Below are 20484 nucleotides of genomic sequence, written 5' to 3' on the forward strand. Positions count from 1 at the left end.
TTACTCGCCGTCCGGGCCACGCAGGTTTTCAAATTGGGACATGCCGTCGGGAATCAGATTGCGCACGATGGCCGCGAAGTCGGCGTGCACCAGATTCTTGGCCCGGTTCAACAGCACCGGCAGCGGGCTCGAAGGCTCGTGCCGGGTGTAGTACGCAAGGATTTTGTCGAGGCTGCGCAGCACGTCATCACGGTTGGCGATATCGCCCACCGGGCGGGGTGCTGCGGGGGCGGCGGCGAAGTCGACCGAGGGGGCATTGTCGTCACTGACGGCCTCGGGTTCGCTGCTGCTGTCGGTGCCTGGCACCGCTTGATTGAGGATCTGCAGCGCCTGCTTGAGCGGCTGCTTGAGGTTACTGAGGTCCACGCCCTGGGCGGAACCGACTTGATCATTGACCTGCTGCTCGATGGCTTCGCACGCCGTACGCGCAGCGCTCAAGGCGTCGCGGGTGGCTTGCAGTTGCTCGGGGTCGCTGTCGAGGAAGGCTGCGTGCAGCTGCTGCGTGCCCAGCTGCTCGTCGGCGAAGCTCATCAGGCCGCTGGCATTCAGCGCGGCGCGCAGGGTTACCGGGCCGAAGGTGCGCGAACGTGTGAGGATGCTTTCGCGCAGCAGGCGAATAGTCGCGTCGCTGGTCAAGCCGGACAGGGCGTTGATGCGCACGGTAGGGTCGTTATCGTCGTCGGCGTCCAGGCGCGGGTGCAGGTCGAGCCAGTAGTCGCGCAGCAGCGCGTTGATCAGCGTCAGGACGTCGGCAAGCCCGGCCACGCCTTGCAGGGCGAGGGAGCTTTGCAGCAGAAAATGGGTGATGCGCAGGTCTTTGCTGCGCTGCAACAGGTCGAGGCTTTGTTGCTGGATGCTGCGCCACTCCGGCGGTTCAGCGGGCAGGATCGAATCGCCCATGCTGCGCTCGGGTTGGCCCTTGGCATCACGCTCAAGTTGAAGAAATTGCGCGTCATATTCCATGTCTTCGCCACAAGGCGAAGTCGCGGAAACGGCGGCGAGCAGCAACGGCACATCCACTGAAATTGATCTCCCTATCAGCCCGTTAGATGGCGGGCAGTTCATGCATTAGTTGCGCGAGGAACTTTGCATGTTTTCTTGGTCATATAAGCGCAATGCCACTAATGTGCCATCACTGCAATGCAAGAAGTTGTGCATTTTTGGTGTAGTAGTTAGGCCTTGTCAAGGTAAGCTATTCGCCCTCTGTGACAGATGTGCGGTGCTTAACAACCCGCGCGACTGGTGGGTCGAATGGCGCACCGGGATAGGATTTTTGTCATGCAGCCCAGTTAAGATCAGCGATCATGCTGGGATTGGCAGGTTGTGGACGGTCGGAAACACGACCTGATGGGATTTCTCGGGAAACGCTGTCCCGGGGATCGACTGCGCGCGAAGTATCAGCAAGGAGGCAAGATGTCGCTGTGTTTGACTATCACTAGTTATCACAAGATTACCCCTGGGCAATGCGCCGAAAAGTCCTTGAATCAGGGCTCGATGGCGATCGGCCGCAGCGCGGATAATGACTGGGTATTGCCTGACCCCGAGCGCCTGGTGTCTTCGCAACATTGTGTTATTCAATACAAAGACGGCCGTTATTATTTAACCGATAACAGTACAAACGGTGTGGAGTTGGTTAACGCCGGTATTCGTTTGCGCAGAGGTAGCAGCGAGCCCCTGCAAGATGGCGAGTTGATCCGTATCGGCGATTACGAGATCCAGGCACGCATCGACTTCAACAGGCAGGCCGTCGATAACCAGCCGTTTGCCGGTGAGTCGCCGAACAGCTTTGAAGCGTTGATGGGCGCGGTGGCGAGCCCACCTGCGCCCACCCCGGTGATTGCCCCGCAGTTCCAGGGCGCGTCGTCGATGGACACGCTGCCCGACCTGTTCGACTTCCTCAGCCCCACCACCGTACCGCCGCCGACCGTGGCCGACCACGTGCCCTGCGAGCAACACGATTTCCGTCCGCCGACGCCGGTGGCGGTGCCTGTGGTCGAGCAGCCGTCGGTATCCGGCGCGGTGATTCCCGAAGACTGGGACCTGTTTGGCGACACGCCCGCGCCGGTCATCAGTGCGCCGCCACCGCCACCGCCTGCCGCCGTCGTCCCGCCGCCACCCGTGGTCGAGCCTGCGCTCCCCGTGGCCGATGCCCTGCAACAGCCCGACCTGCTGCAAGCCTTCCTGCGCGGTGCGGGCCTGGACCAGTTGCGCCTGGATACCGCCCAGGCGCATGCGCAGATGGAAAGCATCGGCCGCAGCTACCGGCTGATGGTCGAAGGCCTGATCGATGTGTTGCGCGCGCGTGCCAGTCTCAAGGGCGAGTTCCGCATGCAGCAGACGATGATCCAGCCGGCCGAAAACAACCCCTTGAAATTCGCCCCGAACGCCGACGAAGCATTGTTGCTGTTGCTGCGTCATGGAAACCAAGCGTTTATGGCGCCGGACCTCGCCGTGCGCGACAGTTTCGACGATCTGCGCGCTCACCAGCTGGCCGTAATGGCGGGCGTTGAAGCGGCGATCAAGCACCTGCTCAGTCGCTTCGAGCCGGCCCAGCTGGAAGAGCGCATGGGCAAGCCAGGCGGGCTGTCGAGCATTTTCAATGGCTCGCGCCAGGCGCAGTACTGGCAGCAGTTCACCGAGCTTTACAGCAATATTTCCCGCGAGGCCCAGGAAGATTTCCAGGACCTGTTCGGTCGCGAATTCAGCCGAGCCTACGAGGAACACAGCGCACGCCAGCGTCGCTGACCCGCACTACATGGATCTAACGGATAGCTAAATACGTCATTGAGGACGCAGGATGATTCCCAGGTTTTTATTCGCAGTCGCCACACTGCTTCTGCTGACGGCGTGTGCCAACGACACCGCCAAGCCCGAGGCCGCTGCCGAGGCGGACGCGGACACCGCCGCCATCGAGCTGCACTTTCACGCAATTGCCGGGCTTAACCCCGGCGCGAATGGCCAGGCCGCTCCGGTGCGGGTGCGCATTTTCGAACTGAAAAACGCCGCCACCTTCGGCCGCTCCGATTACTTCGCACTGGCTGACCGCGCGCAGTCCACCTTGGGCCTGGACCTGCTGGACCAGGATGAAGTGATGGTCCAGCCCGGCCAGCAATTGAGCATCCAGCGCGACCTCGACCCGTCGACCCGTCAGATCGGTTTGCTGGTGGGCTATCGAGAGCTGGACCGCGCGCAATGGCGCACGGTGATCAGCGTGCCGGCGCGCCAGTACAGCGAATACCAGATCAGCCTCGATGTGCGTGCCGTACGCGCCGACGTCGTGGCAACCCCATCCAGCCCTGCCCAATAGACGCAATCGGAGCCCCCATGTCCTGGAACAATCGCGTGGTCTGGTCGGAAGGCATGTTCATCGGAACGCAGCACTTCCAGCAGCATGACCGTTACCTGGAAAACCTCATCGACGCCCGTAGCCGGCCGCTGTCCGCCGGTGCCTGGGGGTTTTCCGAGTTGCTGATCGATCAGGGCCTGCTGGCCCAGGGCAAGTTGGCGATCGTCTCGGCGCGCGGCCTGTTGCCCGACGGTACGCCGTTCAACATTCCCCAGGATGACCTGGCGCCGAGCCCGTTGAATATCGACGACAACCTGCGCGACGGCCTGGTCTACCTGGCCTTGCCGCTCAAGCGCGCGGGCGCGCGTGACACCGTCGACGACGGCGAAACCCTTGGCGCTGCGCGGTACGTGAGCCAGGTGCGCGAAGTGCGCGACGACAACGCGCCTTTCGAAAACCGCGCGCCAGTGGCCGTGGGCTCCCGCGCCTTGCGTCTGCTGACCGCCCAGGATGGCATCAGCGATTACGCCGCCATCGGTCTGGTGCGCATCAAGGAAAAGCGCGCCGACCGCGCATTGGTACTGGATGACAGCTACATCCCGCCAGTGCTGGATGTGGCCGCGAGCAAACCGCTGACGGCGTTTCGCAGTGAACTGCTCGGCCTGCTGCACCAGCGCGGCGAAGCCCTGGCTGGCCGCGTGGTTGCCTCGGGCGCGGGTGGCGCGTCGGAAATTGCCGATTTCATGCTGCTGCAACTGGTCAACCGCGCCCAGCCGTTGATCCAGCATTTCAGCCAGTTGAGCCCGCTGCATCCGGAGCGCTTCTTCAGCGAACTGGTCAGCCTGGCCGGTGAGTTCTCGACCTTTTCCACCGCAGGCCGTCGCCCCCAGGAATACCCGCACTACCAGCACGACGAGCTGGCCTTGAGCTTCGCCCCGGTGATGGCGGCCCTGCGTGAAGCGCTGTCGATGCTGATCGACAGCAAGGCCACGCCGATTCCGATTGTCGAGAAAGCCTACGGCATCCACGTGGCCATGCTCGCCGACAAAACCCTGCTCGATAGCGCCAGTTTCATCCTGGTGGTACGCGCCGACGTGCCCGGCGAAACCCTGCGCGCGCGCTTCGGCCAGCAAAGCAAGGTCGGCTCGGTGGAGCACATCCGCGACATGGTCAACCTGCAACTGCCGGGCATCGGCCTGCTGCCATTGCCGGTGGCGCCGCGCCAGATCCCCTACCACGCAGGCTCCACTTACTACGAGTTGGACCGGGGCAGCGAACACTGGCAGCAACTGAACAACTCGGGCGGTTTTGCCTTCCACATCGCCGGGCAGTTCCCGGGCTTGAACCTGGCCTTCTGGGCGATCCGAGGATAAACCGCGATGCATCCCAATGATGACGACCGCACCCAGTTCATGCCGCGCCCGGGTGGCCGGGCGCCGGAACCTGCGCGTGCCGAACCTGCCCCCTTGTCGATGCCGGCCGCGCCGATGCTCACCGGCAAAAGCCAGGGCCTCAACCCGCTGGAAAGCGCCGCCGGCCCGCTGCTGGCCCTGCTGACGCGCCTGCGCAACACCATCGCCCACCCGGCGCCGGCCAGCTTGCGTGCGCAATTGCTGGCCTACCTGCGCCAGTTCGAAGAGCGCGCCGAAGCCGCCGGTGTGGCGCGCAACGAAGTGCTGCTGGCGCGCTACGCGCTGTGCACGGCGCTGGATGAAGCGGTGCTCAGTACGCCGTGGGGCAGCACCAGTGACTGGGGCAAGCAGAGCCTGTTGATCACCGTGCACAACGAAGCCTGGGGCGGTGAAAAAGTCTTCCAGTTACTCGATCACTGCCTGCAAAGCCCGCGCGAGCGTTTGTACCTGCTGGAGCTGTTGTACCTGTGCATGTGCCTGGGTTTCGAAGGCCGCTACCGCGTGATGAACGACGGTCGCAGCCACTTGGAAGCCCTGCGCGAACGCACCGCCGCTGCGATCCGCAGTGCCCGTGGTGAACACGAACGTGAGCTGTCGCCGCACTGGCGTGGCGTGAGCGTGGCGCGCGATCGCCTGGCGCAGTTCATGCCGCCGTGGATCGCCGTGGCCATCGGCGTTGCGCTGTTGCTGGCGTTGCTGTTCGGCCTGCGCCTCAAGCTGGCCTCGGATGCCGAGCCGGTGTTCAAGAATATCCATGCCCTGGGTGAGATCCCGGTGCAGGCCATCGACCGTCCGGTGGCGCAACCCAAAGTGATCGAGCGTCCGCGCCTGGCGGGCTTCCTGGTGGAAGACATCAAGGCTGGCCGCGTGGCGGTAGAAGACAAGGTCGACCGCTCCGTGGTGACGATTCGTGGCGATGAACTGTTCGCGTCGGCCAGCTCCAGCATCCGCGATGACTTCGAGCCGCTGATGCTGCGCATCGCTGATGCCATCCGCAAAGTGAAGGGCCAGGTGCGCGTCACCGGGCACAGCGACAACCGCCCGATTGCCACGCTGCGCTTTCCGTCGAACTGGGCGCTGTCCGAAGCGCGGGCCAAGTCGGTACTGGAAATCCTCGCGGCCAAGACCGGCCAGGGTGATCGCTTCAGTGCCGAAGGCAGAAGCGACACCGAGCCAGTCGCTACCAACAGCACCGCTGAAGGCCGTGCCCGTAATCGTCGGGTTGAAATCACCGTATTGGCGGAGGGCGTCGAGTGAAGGCGTTTTTCAGTTTCATGATTCGCTGGGTGATCCCCGTGCTGGGCCTGATCGCCCTGAGCCTGATCATCTGGTTTGTCGGGCCGTTGCTCGATGTGCTGGTGCCGGAAGGGCGGCGCTGGGCGCTGATCATCCTGGTGTTTGCGCTGTGGCTGGCCTACCGCGTGTTCTGCATCATCCAGGCCCGCCGCCAGGCCGCCCAAGTGATGCGCAGCCTGGCCGCCGAAACCCCCGCCGACCCCAACAGCGTGGCGACTGCCGAAGAGTTGTCGACCCTGCGCCAACGCATGGACGAAGCCCTGGCGTTGCTGAAAAAGGCCAAGCTGGGCGGTGATGAGCGCCGCAATCTCTACGAGCTGCCGTGGTACGTGATCATCGGCCCGCCGGGCTCGGGCAAGACCACGGCGCTGGTCAATTCCGGGCTGCATTTCCCCTTGGCCGCGCAGTTGGGCGCCGGCGCAGTGCGTGGCGTTGGGGGGACGCGCAATTGCGATTGGTGGTTTACCGACCAGGCCGTATTGCTCGACACCGCTGGCCGCTACACCACGCAGGACAGCAACTCCACGGTGGATAAAGCCGCGTGGCTGGGCTTTCTCGACCTGCTGAAAAAGCAGCGCTCGCGCCGCCCCATCGATGGCGCGTTTATCGCCATCAGCCTGTCGGACCTGTTGCTCGGTACCGACGCCGAGCGCGCTGCGCATGCGGCCGCCATCCGCCTGCGTATCCAGGAGCTGTACACCCAGCTGGGCGTGCGTTTCCCGATCTACCTGATGCTGACCAAGCTCGACCTGGTGCCGGGCTTCATGGAGTATTTCGACAACCTGAGCAAGGAAGAACGCGCCCAGGTGTGGGGCATGACCTTTGCCCTCGACGACGGCAAACACAGCGACAGCCCGCTGGCCCACCTGCAAAGCGAATTCGCAGGCCTGGAGCAGCGCCTCAACGAACGGTTAGTCGAACGCCTGCAGCAGGAGCGCGACCCCGCGCGTCGCGACCTGATCTACGGTTTCCCGCAGCAGTTCGGCGCGCTCAAGGATTGCCTGCAAAGCTTCCTCGAAGGCGTGTTCAAGCCCAATGCCTTTGAAGAGCGCGTGCTGCTGCGCGGTGTGTACTTCACCAGCGGCACCCAGGAAGGCAGCCCGATTGATCGCTTGATCGGCGCCATGGCCCAGAGCATGAACCTGGACCGCCAGCACCTGGCGCGCCAGAGCGGCACCGGGCGCAGTTACTTCATCGAAAAACTCTTCACCGCTGTGGCGTTTGCCGAGCGTGGATTGGTCGGTGTGAACCCCAAGGTTGAACGCCGGCGCAAATGGATTGCGCGCGGTGTGCTTGCCGCTACCGTGGCATTGGTCGTGGTGGTCAGCGGCCTGTGGTGGGTGAGCTATCGCGCCAACCAGGCGTATATCGCCCAGGTCGATCAGAAGGTCGCGCCCCTGGGCCAGACCGTGCAGAACCTGAGCCCGGCGCAGCGCGAAGTCCTGGCAGTGCTGCCGTTGCTTAACGCGGTGAAGAACCTGGCCGGGGATTCGCCCAGCTGGTCCGAGGGCCTGGGCCTGTATCAAGGCGACATGCTCGAAGCCGAGTCGGCCAGCGTCTACCGCAAGCTGTTGATCGCCGTGTTCGCGCCGCGCCTGGTCACGCGCATCGAAGAGCAATTGCACGGTGGCGGCAATTCCGACTTCCTCTACGAAGGCCTCAAGGCCTACCTGATGCTCGCCGACTCCGAGCACTACGACCCGGACTTCATCAAGGCCTGGATCGCCCTGGACTGGGACCGCAACCTGCCGCGCGACCTGCCGGCCGACCAGCGCCAGGCGTTGACCGGGCACTTGCAGGCGTTGTTCGACCGCCACCCACCGAGTGCGCGCCTCGATCCGCGTCTGATCGACGACCTGCGTCGCCAGCTGCAGCAACTGCCGGTGGCCCAGCGCGTGTATGACCGGGTCAAGCGCCAGAAACTGCCACAAGGCATCCCGGACTTTCGTCTCAACGAAGCCGCCGGCCGGGACGCTGCGCTGGTGTTCAGCCGCAAGAGCGGCAAGCCGCTGGGCGAGCCGCTGAGTGGCTTCTTCACGGCCAAGGGCTACCGCCAGGCGTTCCTGCTGAGCAGCCTGAACCAGACTGGCACCCTCGCTGAAGAGCAATGGGTGCTGGGCCATGAGCAGGCCGATCAGCAGAACGTGGCGAGCCTGGCCGCCGATGTGCGGCGGCTGTATTTCCAGGATTACCAACGCCAGTGGGATGCGTTGCTGGCGGACATCGACTTTGTGCCGATCACCAGCGTGGCCCAGGCGGCCGATGTGCTGCGGGTGATTTCCGGCCCGACTTCACCGCTGAAAAAACTGCTGGTGGCGGTGGCCAAGGAAACCGACCTGCAAGCCGAAGAACGCCAATTGGCCGCCCAAGGCGCGCCGGTTGAAGGCGGCGTCGACAAGCTCAAGGAGCGCCTCGGCAGCCTGCTCGGCCAGGAGCAACCGACTGCCAACGCACCCCAGGCGGCGGACGACCCGGTGACCGCGCACTTTGCCGAACTCAACAGCATCGTCAGCAAAAACGAAGGCGACCCGGCAGCCATCGACGGCCTGCTGGCAGACATGAACGCGCTGTATGTGCAGGTCAGCGCCATGGTCGGCGCCAGTGGCGATGCCTTGCTTGGCGAGGCCAAGAACCAGGCTGCGGCTGCGGCCACGCGCGTTAGCCTGAATGCCGAGCGCCAGCCGCCGTTGGTGCAGGGCATGGTCAAGTCGGTGGTCAACTCCACCACCAACAGCATGATGGGCGGGGTGCGTAACCAGCTGAATGCGGCCTGGGTCAGCGAAGTGGTCAATGTGTACCGCCAGTCGCTGGCGGGGCGCTACCCGATGTCGCCGGGCAGTGCGCGGGACGCGACGCTGGATGACTTCGGCCAGTTTTTCGGCGTGGGCGGCGTGATGGACAACTACTTCCGCAAGTACCTGCAGCCCTACGTGGACACCTCCACCCAGACCTGGCGCTGGCAGCCGGGTGCCGCGCAGAAGCTCGGCATCGGCCCTGGCGTGCTGCAAACCTTTCAGCGTGCCGCGGCTATTCGTGACGCGTTCTTCAGATCCGGTGGCACCCAGCCCATCGTGCGTTTTGAACTCAAGCCGGTGTCGATGGACCCGACCATCACCCAGTTCTTGCTCGACCTCGACGGCCAGCAACTGAGCTACGACCACGGCCCAAGCCGCCCGGTCGCGATGCAATGGCCGAATCCCGGCAGCATTGGCGTGGTGCGCATTTCCATCATGCCGCCGGCGGCCAGTGGCCGTTCCGGCGTGACGCTGGACGGTCCGTGGGCCTGGTTCCGCCTGCTGGAACAGTCGGACCTCACCGCCGGCAACTCGCCGGACCGCTTCAACCTGCGTCTGCGGGTCGACGGTGCGAGCATTGCCTACGAGTTGCGCGCCAACAGCGCCTTCAACCCATTCAAGAGCCGCGTGCTCAGTGGCTTCAGCCTACCGGAGCGGCTATGAGCACCCTGGGTTTCTACGGCAAGCTGGCCAGCCGCGGGGATTTTGTCAGCCGCGCCTTGCCCCAGAGTTTTGTCGGCCCCTGGGACAGCTGGCTGGCGGCGGGCCTGCTGGCCAGCCAGAACAGCCTCGGTGCCGAGTGGCTTAACGTCTACCTGGTCAGCCCGTTGTGGCGCTTCGTGCTGGCGCCGGGTGTGTGCGGGCCGGACGCGGCGGCGGGCGTGGTGATGCCGAGTATTGACCGGGTCGGGCGGTATTTTCCGCTGGCGGTGGTGGCGTTGCTCGATCACGACACCAATCCCGCCTCCCTGGTGGGCGGGCCGGACGCGTGGTTCGAGCAGGCTGAAGAGCTGTTGCTGAGCACCCTGGATACCGGCGCTACCTTCGAAAGCTTCAGCGCTGGCGTCGACACGCTCGGTGTGCCGGCGAGTGAGCCCCGTGCGGTGGACAGCCGTTTCGCCGGCCTGCAACGCGTGGCGGCCAGCGTGCCGCATCAGCGCATGACTGCGCTGGCCGAGCAGGCCTGCGACGGTGCCAGCCTGTGGTGGGGGCGTGGTTCGCAGACGATTTCCCCCGGTTTATTGCGGTGCCAGGGCCTGCCTGCCACCGGTGATTTTGCGCAGTTTTTGCTCGGACAAGAAGGTGTGGTGTAGATGGGGTCGACGTATAAATCCGCGAGCAAAAGCCATGTGGGCATGGTGCGCCAGGTCAATGAAGACGCGTGCCTGGACCTGCCGGAGAACCGCCTGTGGGTGGTCGCCGACGGCATGGGCGGGCATGCGGCGGGCGACTACGTCAGCAGCCTGATCGTCGACAGCCTGCGCAGCGTGCCGGTGGGACGTTCCCTGGATGAATACTCGGCGGCGCTGCGCAACGACCTGATCCGCATCAACACGGCCGTACGTGAAGAAACCGCTAACCGTGGCGTGACCATGATGGGCAGCACCGTGGTGGTGTTGGCGGCGCGTGGCTTGCGCGGCGTGTGCCTGTGGGCCGGCGACAGCCGCCTGTACCGCCTGCGTGACGGCGTGCTCGAAGGCATCTCCCGCGACCATAGCTACGTGCAAGACCTGCAAGACAGCGGCCTGCTCAGCGAGGCCGATGCCCGCGTGCACCCGCGCGCCAATATCGTCACCCGTGCGATTGGCGTGGAGGCGCAACTGGAACTGGCGGTGGTCGACCTGTTGATCGCGCCCGGCGACAGCTACCTGCTGTGCAGCGATGGCCTCAACAAAACCGTCGAAGACCATGAAATCCGCGACGTGCTCAGCCATGACGCGCCGGATGAAATCGTACGCAGCCTCGTGCACCTGGGGCTCAACCGCGGCGCACCGGACAACATCACCGCCATTGTCGTGAAGGTATCGGCATGAACATCCTGATTCCGGGCTATGACATCGAAGGCGAAATCGGCGAAGGCGCCATGGCCAGCGTGTACCTGGCGACCCAGCGTTCGCTGGAGCGCAAGGTCGCGTTGAAGGTGATGGCGGCCGCGCTGGCGGCGGACCCGAGCTTCTGCGAGCGCTTCCTGCGCGAGGGCAAGACCCTGGCGCGCTTGTCGCACCCGCACACGGTGACGATCCATGACATCGGCAATGTCGGTGAGCTGTATTACATGGCCATGGAATACCTGCCCAATGGCACGCTCAAGGAGCGCATCGCCGCCGGGCTGACGCCGGAGCAGGGCGTGACGCTGATCCGCCAGATTGCTTCGGCGCTGGGCTATGCCCATGCCCAAGGGCTGGTGCACCGCGACGTCAAGCCGGCCAACATTCTGTTCCGCGCCGACGGCACGGCAGTGCTGTCGGACTTTGGTATCGCCAAGTCCCTGGACGACCGCACGCAGTTCACCCAGGCCGGTTTCGCCGTGGGCACGCCGAGCTACATGAGCCCGGAACAGGCGCGGGGCCAGGAGATCGATGGCCGCGCCGATCTCTACGCGCTGGGCGTGGTGCTGTATGAAATCCTCGTCGGCAAACTGCCGTATAACGGCACGGATGCGCTGTCCACGGCGTTGGCGCACCTGACCGAGCCGCTGCCGGAGTTGCCGGTGCATCACGGGCGTTATCAGGGTGTGCTGCGCAAGCTGTTGGCCAAGGACCCGGCGGAACGTTTCCCGGATGCGGCGGCGTTGCTGCTGGCGTTGGATAACCTGCCGACCGAGCCGCTGGAGGCCACGCTGGTGCGGCCGCTGCCGATTCCAATGAGCCTTGACTTGGCGGGCATCACCCCGCACTCCATTGAGATTCCGACGGCCAAGCCCGAGCCGGTGCGTCAACCGGTGGTGACGCCGACTCAACACAACGCCGTGTCCGAACAGCGTCGCGGCCCGGTATTGGCCCTGGCGGCGGTTGCGGTGGCTGTCGCGTTGGCCATCGGTGGCGCGAGTTATTGGTGGTTGAGCGCCAGTGATGAGCCTGCCACGCCGCCTGCTGCCGTAGTGCCCGAGGCGGCGCCCGCGGCAGCGCCCCCCGCAGCGGTGGCCCAAGCGGATGGCGGTCAACGGCCGTTGCTGATGGCGGGCAAGAAAACCCTGTTCCAGCGTGTCCTCAGCAAGCCGGGCGCCAAACTTTCTCACGATGCCGGCGGTGCATCCGCCGAGGGGCTACCGGCGTTTTCGGTGCTTTACGTGTACCAACGCAAAGAGGTCGACGGCAGCCCCTGGGTGCGTGTCGGCGCCGCCACCGATGGTCGCAGCGATGGTTGGTTGCCGGCCTCTCAGGTCAGCGACTGGAAGCAAAGCCTGGTGCTCAAGTTCACCGAACGTTCTGGCCGTGCGCCGGTGATGTTCCTGCGCCAACCGGGCGAAGTGGAGAAGCTGCTCGCTGACCCGGCCGCCGCTAAAAGCGTGCTGGCCAAGGCGCAGAAAAACAGCGAAGACAACAGCCAGATCCTGGCCCTGGAACCGACCGCCAGCGCGGTGCCGCAGAACCAGTTCTACCTGTTGCCGATCTTCGATTCCAAAGAGAGCTTCGACGAAAACGGCCAGCCGGTGCAGTTACTCAATGTCGCGTCCATCGACCCAGGCAGTGCGGCGGCCAAGCCGGCTGCCCGAGTCCTCAACGCGAACGCCGACGCTTTCCGTACGGCGGTGGTGCTGGTGGTGGACACCACGGTTTCCATGCAGCCCTATATCGACCAGATCCGCGACGTGGTGCACGAGCTGCAAACCCGCATCGCCGAGCGCGGCGAGTTGGACAGCGTCAGTTTCGGCATGGTCGGCTTTCGCAGCAGCATCAAGAAAACCCCCGGCCTGGACTACGTGGCCAAGACCCTGATCACCCTCGACCAAGGCCGCGACCCGCAACGCTTCCTCGACATGGCGCGGCAGGTCAAGGCCTCGACCGTCTCCAGCCATTCGTTCAACGAAGACGCGTTTGCCGGGGTGATGCAGGCCGTGGATGGCATGGACTGGTCCGGTTATGGCGGGCGCATCATCCTGCTGGTCACCGATGCCGGCGCGCTGCGCAAGAACGACCCGTTCGCCGCCACCCAGATGAACGAGGCCGAAGTGCGCCAGGCCGCACTGGGCAAGCAGATCAAGATATATGCCCTGCACCTGCGCACCGACGTCGGCAAGAAAACCCACGCCGGCGCCGAAAGCCAGTACCGCATCCTCACCGCCGACGCCAACCCGCAGATCGCTGACCTGTACACGCCAGTGCCTGGGGGCGACGTGCGCAAGTTGGGCGAGCGTGTGGATGAGATTGGCAGCGTGTTCGCCAACCTCGTGCACCAGGTGCGCAGCAACACGCCGCAGCCGGTGCCGTTGTTGAGCGCCGCGCCGAGCCTGGCGGACAAGTCTGCGGCAGTCGGCTACGCCATGCACATGGACTTCCTCGGTCGCAAAGCCGCGAGCCAGGCGCCGCAACTGGTCAGCGCCTGGACCGCCGACCGCGACCTCACCAACCCGGCGCTGCCGGCGTTTCAGGTGTGTGTGATGCTGACCAAGTTGCAGCTCAACGATTTGCAGCAGTCGCTGAAGCTGATCGTCGATGCCGCACGTAAAACCCAGACCTCTCCCAAGGACTTCTTCCAGGAAATCGCCAGCGCCTCGGCGTATATGAGCCGCGACCCGCAAGCCTTGCGCAAGGGCGGCAACCTGGCCGCCGGCGGTATTCTCGGTGAGTACCTGGAAGGCCTGCCGTACCGCAGCAAGTCGCTGAACATGACCCAGGACTTGTGGTTGTCCTTGAGCGTGGCCGAGCAGGAGGACTTTATCGATGAGCTGGATTCCAAAATCCGCCTCTACGAAACCTTCCACAACGACCTGGCCAACTGGGTCCGTTTCGGCGATGCCGAGCCGGGCGATGCGTTGTACCGCGTGCCATTGTCGACGTTGCCGTGATGCTGAACCTGAGCGCAGTGCATAAAAGCCGGGGCGTCGGCAGCCAGCGCTATAGCCTGGTGGTTCCAGCCTTGCAGCTGCACGCGGGTGAACACGTGGCGATTGTCGGGCCCAGTGGTTGCGGCAAAAGCACACTGCTGGATTTGTTGGCGCTGGTATTGGCGCCGGACCCGGTGGGCAGGTTCGAATTCAATCAGATCGATATCGGCAGTCTTTGGCGGGCCGACAAGCAGACCGCCTTGGCCGACCTGCGCCGCCGGCACTTGGGCTACGTGCTGCAAACCGGTGGCTTGCTGGGCTTTCTCGACGTGCGCAGCAACATCGCGCTGTCCCGGCAACTGCTGGGCTTGAAGGATGACGGCAGCGTGTTGCGCCTGGCCGAACAGTTGGAGATCAGCGATCAGTTGGCGAAGAAACCGGCAGCCCTGTCGGTGGGCCAGCGCCAGCGTGTGAGCTGCGCCCGCGCCCTGGCCCATGCACCGCAACTGGTGCTGGCGGATGAGCCCACCGCGTCCCTCGACCCGCTCAACGCCGAACGCGTGATGCACGCCTTGCTGGCCCAGGCCCGCGAGCACCGCGCCGCCTGTGTGATCGCCACCCATGACGAACCCTTGGCCCGCGCCAGTGGCTTGCAGGTGCGGCGCATCAGTTGCCGTCGCGACACCGACGGCGGCGTCACCGCGACGCTCGGGGAGGCGTGCTGATGCGTATCCCTCTGGTGGCGTCCCTGGCCTGGCAGGATTACCGCACTGACGCTTGGCTGTCGGCCTGCTCGGTGCTGGCACTGGTGGCGGTGATCGCGCCGTTGCTGGTGTTATTCGGCCTGAAATTTGGACTGGTCAGCAGTTTGACCGAACGTTTGGAGAGCGACCCCGCCACCCGTGAAATTATTCCGTTGGGCGGTGGTCGATTCAGCAGCGTATTTGTCGAGCAGCTCGGTCAGCGCAGCGATGTGGCCTTTGCGTTACCGCGCACGCGGCAGATTGCGGCCACGGCGCAGGTGGGCGCATTGGTGTTGGAAATGCTCCCGACCGCGCCGGGTGACCCGTTGCTGGGCAGCTTGCCAGTGCCCACAGGGCTGGACCAGATCGTGCTGAGCCACACCGCCGCCGAGAAGCTCGCGGCGCGGCCCGGCGATTGGCTGGAGGCCAGCTTTGCGCGGCAGGTGGCGGGGCGCGTCGAGGCCCACCGCACGCGGCTCCAGGTGCTGGCGGTGTTGCCGCTGGAGGCCTTTGCCCGCGACGGCTTACTGGCTGATTTGCGATTGCTGGAAGCGGCCGAAGATTACCGCGATGGCCGAGCGGTACCGGCGTTGGGTTGGGCAGGCGATGCGGTGGGCGTGAGTGAGCAGCGGGTGTATCCGGCGTTTCGCTTGTATGCCCGTAACCTCGCCGATGTGGAACCGCTGCGGGCGTATTTCGCCGGGCAGAACCTGTTGGTGTCGACCCAGGCGAACACCATCGCGCAGGTGCAGTCATTGAACCGCAACCTGTCGCTGGTGTTCTGGATCATCGCCGGGTTGGCGTTGGCGGGCGCTTTTGCGGCGATCTTCGCCGGTGCGCTGGCCGCGGTGGCGCGCAAGCGTCGGGAATTGTCGGTGCTGCGCCTGTTGGGGTTTTCCACCGGCGGGCTGTTGCTCTTTGTGGTGCTGCAGGCGCTGTACAGCGCAGGGTTTGCCGCCGTGCTCAGTGCCGGGCTGTATGGCCTGGCTGAGGCAGCGTTGAATAAGCTATTTGTGCAGGTGCCAGGCGAACACGCCAGCCACCTCTTGGCGCGTCACTATGGCCTGGCCCTGGTTGCAGTCCTCGGCGTCAGCGCCGTGGCGGCGGCCTGTGGTGGTTGGCGAGTGGCGCGTATCCAGGCTTCTGAAGGAATCAGAGATGTATAAGTTACTGGGCGCCGTCGTGGCGCTGACCGTGGCCTCGCTGGCCTGGGCCGATGACGCGAGTGACAAGCTCGACAACCCCAAGCCGTTGACCGGCGACGTCAGCCTGCCGCTGCCGTGCGAAGGCAATATGGTGTTCCGCTACGCCTACGTGCTGGCCCAGGGCACCCTGGATGACCGCGAGATCAGCCTCGGCTACCCCTTCGCTGAAGGCGAGGCGGGCTACCAGCAATCGTTTATTTCCGGCTACCGCCGCGACTTCATCAACGGCCAGTTCACCCTCAAGGACCTGCCCAAGGCGTGGAACACAGTCATCGCGCCGTTGATGCCCAAGACCGACGCCAAGACCCCGCTCAAGCCCATGCTGTACTTCATCGGCAAGTACGAAGTGACCGCGCGACAATACGCCCAGGTGATGTCCCAGGCGCAGTCGCTGGCCAGTGGTGAGCCCGCGCCTGCATGTGATGCGCCGACCGGCATGGCCGGGCGCTTGCCCAAGGTCAAGCTGTCGCGCTTTGAAGCAGAGCGCTTCTCGGCGGTGTACAGCGCCTGGCTGATGAAATACCACCGCGACTTGCTGCCGGTCAGCGGGCGCGGCTCGTCGGCGGACGACGGCGGCCTGGGCTTTGTGCGCCTGCCCACCGAGGTCGAGTGGGAATTCGCCGCACGCGGTGGCCATGCGATCAGCCGCCAGGACCTGGAAGGGCGCCTGTTCCCCCGCCGCGTCGAAGGCAGTGACAGCGACGGCCCGCTCGGCGATTACGCCGTGTTCAACCAAGTGGCCGGCGGCACTGGCCAGGCCGCACGGCTGATGCCCATCGGCACCAAATTGCCCAACCCGATCGGCCTGTTCGATGTGATCGGCAACGCGGCCGAGATGGTCCAGGAGTCCTTCCAACTGGTACACGCCGGGCGTCGCCAGGGCACCTACGGCGGCTTTGTGGTCAAGGGCGGTAACTACCTGGAAGGCGAGGGCACGCTGTTCACCGGCATGCGCCGCGAGTACCCGCTGTTCGCCGCTGACGGCACCGAACAAAGCAACGAGACCACCGGGTTCCGTGTGGCGATTGGCGCGTTGTCGGCGCCGCGTTCGCGTTACAAGGAGCTGTTCGCGCAGTGGCAGAAAGAAGGCCGCCTGGCGTCACTGACCGACGCCATCGACGACGCCCAGGACCCTACCAAGCGCCTGGACAGCATCATCGCCGCCAGCGCCGACCCCAAGCTGCAAGCCGAGCTGGGGCTGGTCAACGAAGAGCTCAAGCGCAACGTCTCGCTGATCGCCCAGCAACGCGAAGAAGCGGCGGGCAACCTGATTCAGTCGGCGGCGCTGGTGGCTGAAACCATCGCCAACTACAACATCCGCCTGGCCAACCTGCAGAAGAGTCGCCAGCAGTCCCTGGACAACAAGGACGAGGCCAGCGCGCAGCTGTTTGACATGGCCATCACCAATGGCCGCAGCGCGCTGGATGGCGCGGTGGCGATCTACATCGACAACCTGGCCACCGGCACGCGCTACACCGATGCGGTGATCCAGGCGCAGTTTCAACGAATCAAGGAAGAGTTGGATCGCAAGCCAGTGCTCGGCAAGAGCCTGGTGACGCGTGCAACACTGTTCGTTCGTCATGTCGGCAACTACCGCAAACAACAGCGGGCCGACCCGGCGGCGATCTTGAAGGAATTGCTCGCAGCGAGCGGTCAGCGATGATCGCTGGCTGTATGGCGAGCTTGGAAGGGACTCAGGCGGCGGGTGCCGTGCTGGGCAAGTCAAACTTAGAAGAGAACACAACTTATGCTTTTTTCCCGTAAGGCGGTTTCCAAGCGTCATTTGTTGCTGATTGCCGCTGGCTTCAGCACCGTACTGACCGGTTGCGCCACATCGCCGGCCTCCAAGGTCGCGTCCAGCACCAAGGTCGAGTACTACCCCAACTGCTACGAACCGGTGCAGCACCTGCGTGCCACCGATTCGGACATGACCAAGTCGGTCGTGACCGGCGCAGCCATCGGCGCTGCCGGCGGTGCATTGCTGGGCGCCCTGACCGGCGATTCCGAAAAGCGCGGCCGTAACGCTGCCATCGGTGCGGCGGGTGGCGCCCTGGCCGGCGGCGCGGCGGGTTACTACACCGAGCGTCAAAAGCAGATCAGCGATGACAACCAGCGCATCGCGTCGTACTCCACCGATTTCAACAAAAGCGCTTCCGACATCGACCGCAGCACCGCCTACGCCAAGGCGTCGCAGCAGTGCTACCAGAGCGCATTCACCAAGCTGGTGGCCGACCGCAAGGCCAAGACCGTCAACGACACCGAAGGTCGCAAGCGCCTGGCGGAAATCGTCTCGGGCCTCAAGGAATCCAATGACCTGATCGTTGCGGTCAACGGCAAAGCCAGTGAAGACCTGAACAACTACACCCAGGCTTACGAGAAGGACCTGCAACAGGTCGGCGTCCAGCGCACCGACGTCGTCACCGTGGCCACTGCCGACACCACACCGGTGACGCCGCCGGCCAAAGGCAAGAAAGCCGTCAAACCGGCGAAAAAGAAAGTGCTGCCCGTGGTGCCACAAGAAGCGGTCACTACCGAGAAGAGTATCCAGACCGTGCAGGCCAAGCAAGCTGAGAGCAAGCAGGTGGCCAGCGCCGGTAAAGCGCAGATCGAAGGCACTTGCCGCGATCCAAACCTGGCCGACTGGGCGCCGGTGCCGTGCCCAAACGTTTAAGTAACGTGTTGCTATAAGCGTTAAACGCTTACCGATCTCCTGCTAAAGCACGAGATCGGTGGCGTTGCGCCGACAAATCGTTACACTGCTGCGGCCACTCAATAATTACACCGAGGCCGTGTGCATGAAATTTCGTCTTCTGCTGTGGGTGCTGGGCTTGATGATGGGCAAAGCCAGCCGCACCAATCCTGCCTTCCAGCAACAGTTGGGTGACAAAGACCTGGCGTTCCAGTTGCAGACCCTCGACGGCAAGGTTGCCCGTCACTTCATCGTCAAAGACCAACGCATCACCAGCCGCTCGGGTGTTCACCCGGCGCCGGCATTTGCCATCGCGTTCAAGGATGCCGCCTACGGCTTCGCCACGATGCAGGCGAAGAACAAGCAACTGGCGTTCATGACGGGGATTCAGGACAAGTCGATCCAGATCAAGGGCAACCCGGCCCTGGTGATCTGGTTTCAGGGGCTGACCAAGTATTTGAAGCCCAAGAAAAAGAAGGGCTGAGGCTTTTCAGTAAGACCGAGTTGGATTCATCGGGGGCAAGTCGAATCGTCGCACCGCCCCTCCCACATTTTGATCTGTGAACACAGCCAAGTATGGGGCTGTGAACACCGCCAGTGTGGGAGGGGCGGTGCGACGATTCGACTTGCCCCCGATAGCTATCTGACAGGCCCCAGATTCAGCCCTGGCTGAACTGCGACGCCAACTCGCGCAACAGCACCTCAGCATCCAACACCTTGCCAACCACTTCCTCCGCCTTGTCCCGGCTCAATCCCAGGCGCTCAAGCAGCGCATCCGGGATCGCCTCATCCGGCCCGGAACCAATCCCCCGGCTGCGCAACAAGCGCACGGCCAGGCACACCAGGTTCGGGTATTCAGCGTATTGGCCATCGTAGCTTGGGTCGTGCTGGAAGCGCAGGGCGGTGGACAGTTCGTCCGGCATGTCCCAGTAGCGCATCAGCCAGGCGCCGATCTGCTCGCGGCTGATGCCCAGCAAGTGCTGCTCGACGTAGCTGTGGCACAGGTGCGGGTTGACCTCCAGGTGTCGGCAGATCAGCGAGAAGTGCGGCGGGAACACATGCGCCAGCAGCAGATAACCGAAGTTGTGCAGCAGGCCAGCCAGGTAGGTCAGCCCGGCTTCCGGGCGCTGGGCGCGCGGCATGGCGCGGGTCAGGCCTTCGATGACGGCGGCGGTGTAGATCGACTGGTGCCAGTACGGCGTGGCCTGGTGGGGGTTGTCCTTGGGCAGGCTCAAGGTTTTGCCCAGGGCCAGGCCCAGTGCCAGGTTGATCACCAGGTCGAAGCCGAGCACGCGCACGATGGCGTCTTCTACCGAACGGATCTTGCCGGGTGACGCGTAGTACGGCGACGCGGCCCAACTCACCACCTGCGCGGCCAGGGCCGGGTCGGTTTCCACTACGCCAGTGATGTCATCGATAGTGGCGTTTGGGTCTACGCGCAGCTTGATGATTTTCTGCGCGGTGTCGGCCAGCGGTGGAATCTCGATAGTCGCTTCCAGGCGCTGCTGGATACGGCGTGCGGTGAAGGCCTGCATCGCCTGGGTGATTTCCTCGCGGTCATCATTGGGGCGGTCGAGATTGGGCCGGATATTGCTCAGCGGCTCGCCCAAGTGCGCGGCGCTGGCTTTGGTGAGCATGGTCTTGAAGTCGTCGCTGCTGATTTCCAGCAGCAGCCCGGCTTCGCCCGAATGCACCAACAGGCACGGCTCATCGAGCAGGCTGCCATCGTACAGGCATGGCGAACTGGTGAGCGGCGGCAGGCCCGGCAACAGGCTCAGGTCATGCTTGCCCAGCATGCGCGCGATGCGTTCCGGCGACACGGCGATGAGGCGGCGGCCAGTGAGTTCGGCGAGGCGGTTGAGGTCAAGCAGCTGGTTTTGCGGGAACAGCACCATCAGTGCGCCCACCGCGTCCTCCAACAACACGGCCTGGACCTTTTGCGCTGGATTCAGGCCCGGATGTTCGGCAACTTCCGTATAGCTGATGGCGAGTTTTGCGAGCAGAGCCCGAATGACCGGCGGGGCGGTCAGTGGGGCTGTGGCGAGGGCAACTTCTGACATGGCCTGATCCA

At 64.3% G+C, this 20484-nt stretch carries 15 protein-coding genes; 13 read left to right on the forward strand and 2 right to left on the reverse strand.

Annotated elements, in window-relative coordinates; all coding sequences use genetic code 11:
- Positions 1 to 1020 carry a type VI secretion system protein TssA gene (tssA, locus tag GIW02_RS04255; RefSeq protein WP_236421781.1) on the reverse strand — a complete coding sequence of 340 codons (1020 nt, stop codon included), beginning with the start codon at positions 1018 to 1020 and terminating at the stop codon, positions 1 to 3.
- Between the two features lie 393 nt (positions 1021 to 1413).
- Here tssA and tagH point away from each other — a divergent pair, with 393 nt between their 5' ends.
- The 13 genes from tagH to GIW02_RS04320 all read left to right on the forward strand — a co-directional run bounded on the left by tagH (position 1414) and on the right by GIW02_RS04320 (position 18897).
- On the forward strand, positions 1414 to 2745 hold the full coding sequence (gene tagH, locus GIW02_RS04260) for a type VI secretion system-associated FHA domain protein TagH (RefSeq protein WP_236411528.1): 1332 nt from the start codon (positions 1414 to 1416) through the stop codon (positions 2743 to 2745).
- A gap of 52 nt (positions 2746 to 2797) precedes the next feature.
- Positions 2798 to 3307: a type VI secretion system lipoprotein TssJ gene (gene tssJ / locus GIW02_RS04265; RefSeq protein WP_236411530.1), complete on the forward strand. Its 510-nt coding sequence runs from the start codon at positions 2798 to 2800 to the stop codon at positions 3305 to 3307.
- 17 nt (positions 3308 to 3324) lie between these two features.
- Entirely contained in the window at positions 3325 to 4659 is a 1335-nt protein-coding gene (gene tssK, locus GIW02_RS04270; RefSeq protein WP_236411533.1) for a type VI secretion system baseplate subunit TssK, read from the forward strand.
- Positions 4660 to 4665: 6 nt separating this feature from the next.
- The gene (locus GIW02_RS04275; RefSeq protein WP_236411535.1) at positions 4666 to 5955 is read left to right on the forward strand and encodes a DotU family type VI secretion system protein; all 1290 of its coding nucleotides are present in this window, start codon (positions 4666 to 4668) and stop codon (positions 5953 to 5955) included.
- Complete coding sequence (gene tssM, locus GIW02_RS04280) at positions 5952 to 9452, forward strand: type VI secretion system membrane subunit TssM (RefSeq protein WP_236411536.1); 3501 nt, start codon at positions 5952 to 5954, stop codon at positions 9450 to 9452. Before GIW02_RS04275 ends, tssM begins: the two co-directional genes overlap by 4 nt.
- Positions 9449 to 10102, forward strand: a complete 654-nt coding sequence (tagF, locus tag GIW02_RS04285; protein ID WP_236411538.1) for a type VI secretion system-associated protein TagF — start codon at positions 9449 to 9451, stop codon at positions 10100 to 10102. The genes tssM and tagF overlap by 4 nt, the downstream gene beginning before the upstream one ends.
- Complete coding sequence (locus tag GIW02_RS04290; protein WP_236411540.1) at positions 10103 to 10822, forward strand: protein phosphatase 2C domain-containing protein; 720 nt, start codon at positions 10103 to 10105, stop codon at positions 10820 to 10822.
- Positions 10819 to 13797 carry a serine/threonine-protein kinase gene (locus GIW02_RS04295; RefSeq protein WP_236411542.1) on the forward strand — a complete coding sequence of 993 codons (2979 nt, stop codon included), beginning with the start codon at positions 10819 to 10821 and terminating at the stop codon, positions 13795 to 13797. The genes GIW02_RS04290 and GIW02_RS04295 overlap by 4 nt, the downstream gene beginning before the upstream one ends.
- Positions 13797 to 14501, forward strand: a complete 705-nt coding sequence (locus GIW02_RS04300) for an ABC transporter ATP-binding protein (protein WP_236411544.1) — start codon at positions 13797 to 13799, stop codon at positions 14499 to 14501. Before GIW02_RS04295 ends, GIW02_RS04300 begins: the two co-directional genes overlap by 1 nt.
- Complete coding sequence (locus GIW02_RS04305) at positions 14501 to 15685, forward strand: ABC transporter permease (RefSeq protein WP_236411546.1); 1185 nt, start codon at positions 14501 to 14503, stop codon at positions 15683 to 15685. Before GIW02_RS04300 ends, GIW02_RS04305 begins: the two co-directional genes overlap by 1 nt.
- Positions 15678 to 17387, forward strand: coding sequence for an SUMF1/EgtB/PvdO family nonheme iron enzyme (locus GIW02_RS04310; protein ID WP_236411547.1), 1710 nt, complete (start codon positions 15678 to 15680; stop codon positions 17385 to 17387). The genes GIW02_RS04305 and GIW02_RS04310 overlap by 8 nt, the downstream gene beginning before the upstream one ends.
- A gap of 84 nt (positions 17388 to 17471) precedes the next feature.
- Positions 17472 to 18395: a type VI secretion system-associated lipoprotein TagQ gene (tagQ, locus tag GIW02_RS04315; protein WP_236411548.1), complete on the forward strand. Its 924-nt coding sequence runs from the start codon at positions 17472 to 17474 to the stop codon at positions 18393 to 18395.
- A 124-nt stretch (positions 18396 to 18519) separates the two neighbouring features.
- Positions 18520 to 18897, forward strand: coding sequence for a hypothetical protein (locus GIW02_RS04320; RefSeq protein ID WP_025856364.1), 378 nt, complete (start codon positions 18520 to 18522; stop codon positions 18895 to 18897).
- Positions 18898 to 19072: 175 nt separating this feature from the next.
- Here the strand turns inward: GIW02_RS04320 and GIW02_RS04325 are convergent, their stop codons facing one another.
- Positions 19073 to 20473: an aminoacyl-tRNA deacylase and HDOD domain-containing protein gene (locus GIW02_RS04325; RefSeq protein ID WP_236411550.1), complete on the reverse strand. Its 1401-nt coding sequence runs from the start codon at positions 20471 to 20473 to the stop codon at positions 19073 to 19075.
- Positions 20474 to 20484 lie beyond the last annotated feature (11 nt).

It is taken from the genome of Pseudomonas syringae (assembly GCF_021606685.1).
Classification (GTDB): Bacteria; Pseudomonadota; Gammaproteobacteria; order Pseudomonadales; family Pseudomonadaceae; genus Aquipseudomonas; species Aquipseudomonas syringae_R.

Coding starts and splice junctions, on each gene's coding strand:
- tssJ (WP_236411530.1), top strand. CDS start 2,798: ATGATTCCCAGGTTTTTATTCGCAGTCGCCACACTGCTTCTGCTGACG.
- tagF (WP_236411538.1), top strand. CDS start 9,449: ATGAGCACCCTGGGTTTCTACGGCAAGCTGGCCAGCCGCGGGGATTTT.
- GIW02_RS04310 (WP_236411547.1), top strand. CDS start 15,678: ATGTATAAGTTACTGGGCGCCGTCGTGGCGCTGACCGTGGCCTCGCTG.
- GIW02_RS04295 (WP_236411542.1), top strand. CDS start 10,819: ATGAACATCCTGATTCCGGGCTATGACATCGAAGGCGAAATCGGCGAA.
- GIW02_RS04325 (WP_236411550.1), bottom strand. CDS start 20,473: ATGTCAGAAGTTGCCCTCGCCACAGCCCCACTGACCGCCCCGCCGGTC.
- tssK (WP_236411533.1), top strand. CDS start 3,325: ATGTCCTGGAACAATCGCGTGGTCTGGTCGGAAGGCATGTTCATCGGA.
- GIW02_RS04275 (WP_236411535.1), top strand. CDS start 4,666: ATGCATCCCAATGATGACGACCGCACCCAGTTCATGCCGCGCCCGGGT.
- tagH (WP_236411528.1), top strand. CDS start 1,414: ATGTCGCTGTGTTTGACTATCACTAGTTATCACAAGATTACCCCTGGG.
- GIW02_RS04305 (WP_236411546.1), top strand. CDS start 14,501: ATGCGTATCCCTCTGGTGGCGTCCCTGGCCTGGCAGGATTACCGCACT.
- GIW02_RS04290 (WP_236411540.1), top strand. CDS start 10,103: ATGGGGTCGACGTATAAATCCGCGAGCAAAAGCCATGTGGGCATGGTG.
- tagQ (WP_236411548.1), top strand. CDS start 17,472: ATGCTTTTTTCCCGTAAGGCGGTTTCCAAGCGTCATTTGTTGCTGATT.
- GIW02_RS04320 (WP_025856364.1), top strand. CDS start 18,520: ATGAAATTTCGTCTTCTGCTGTGGGTGCTGGGCTTGATGATGGGCAAA.
- GIW02_RS04300 (WP_236411544.1), top strand. CDS start 13,797: ATGCTGAACCTGAGCGCAGTGCATAAAAGCCGGGGCGTCGGCAGCCAG.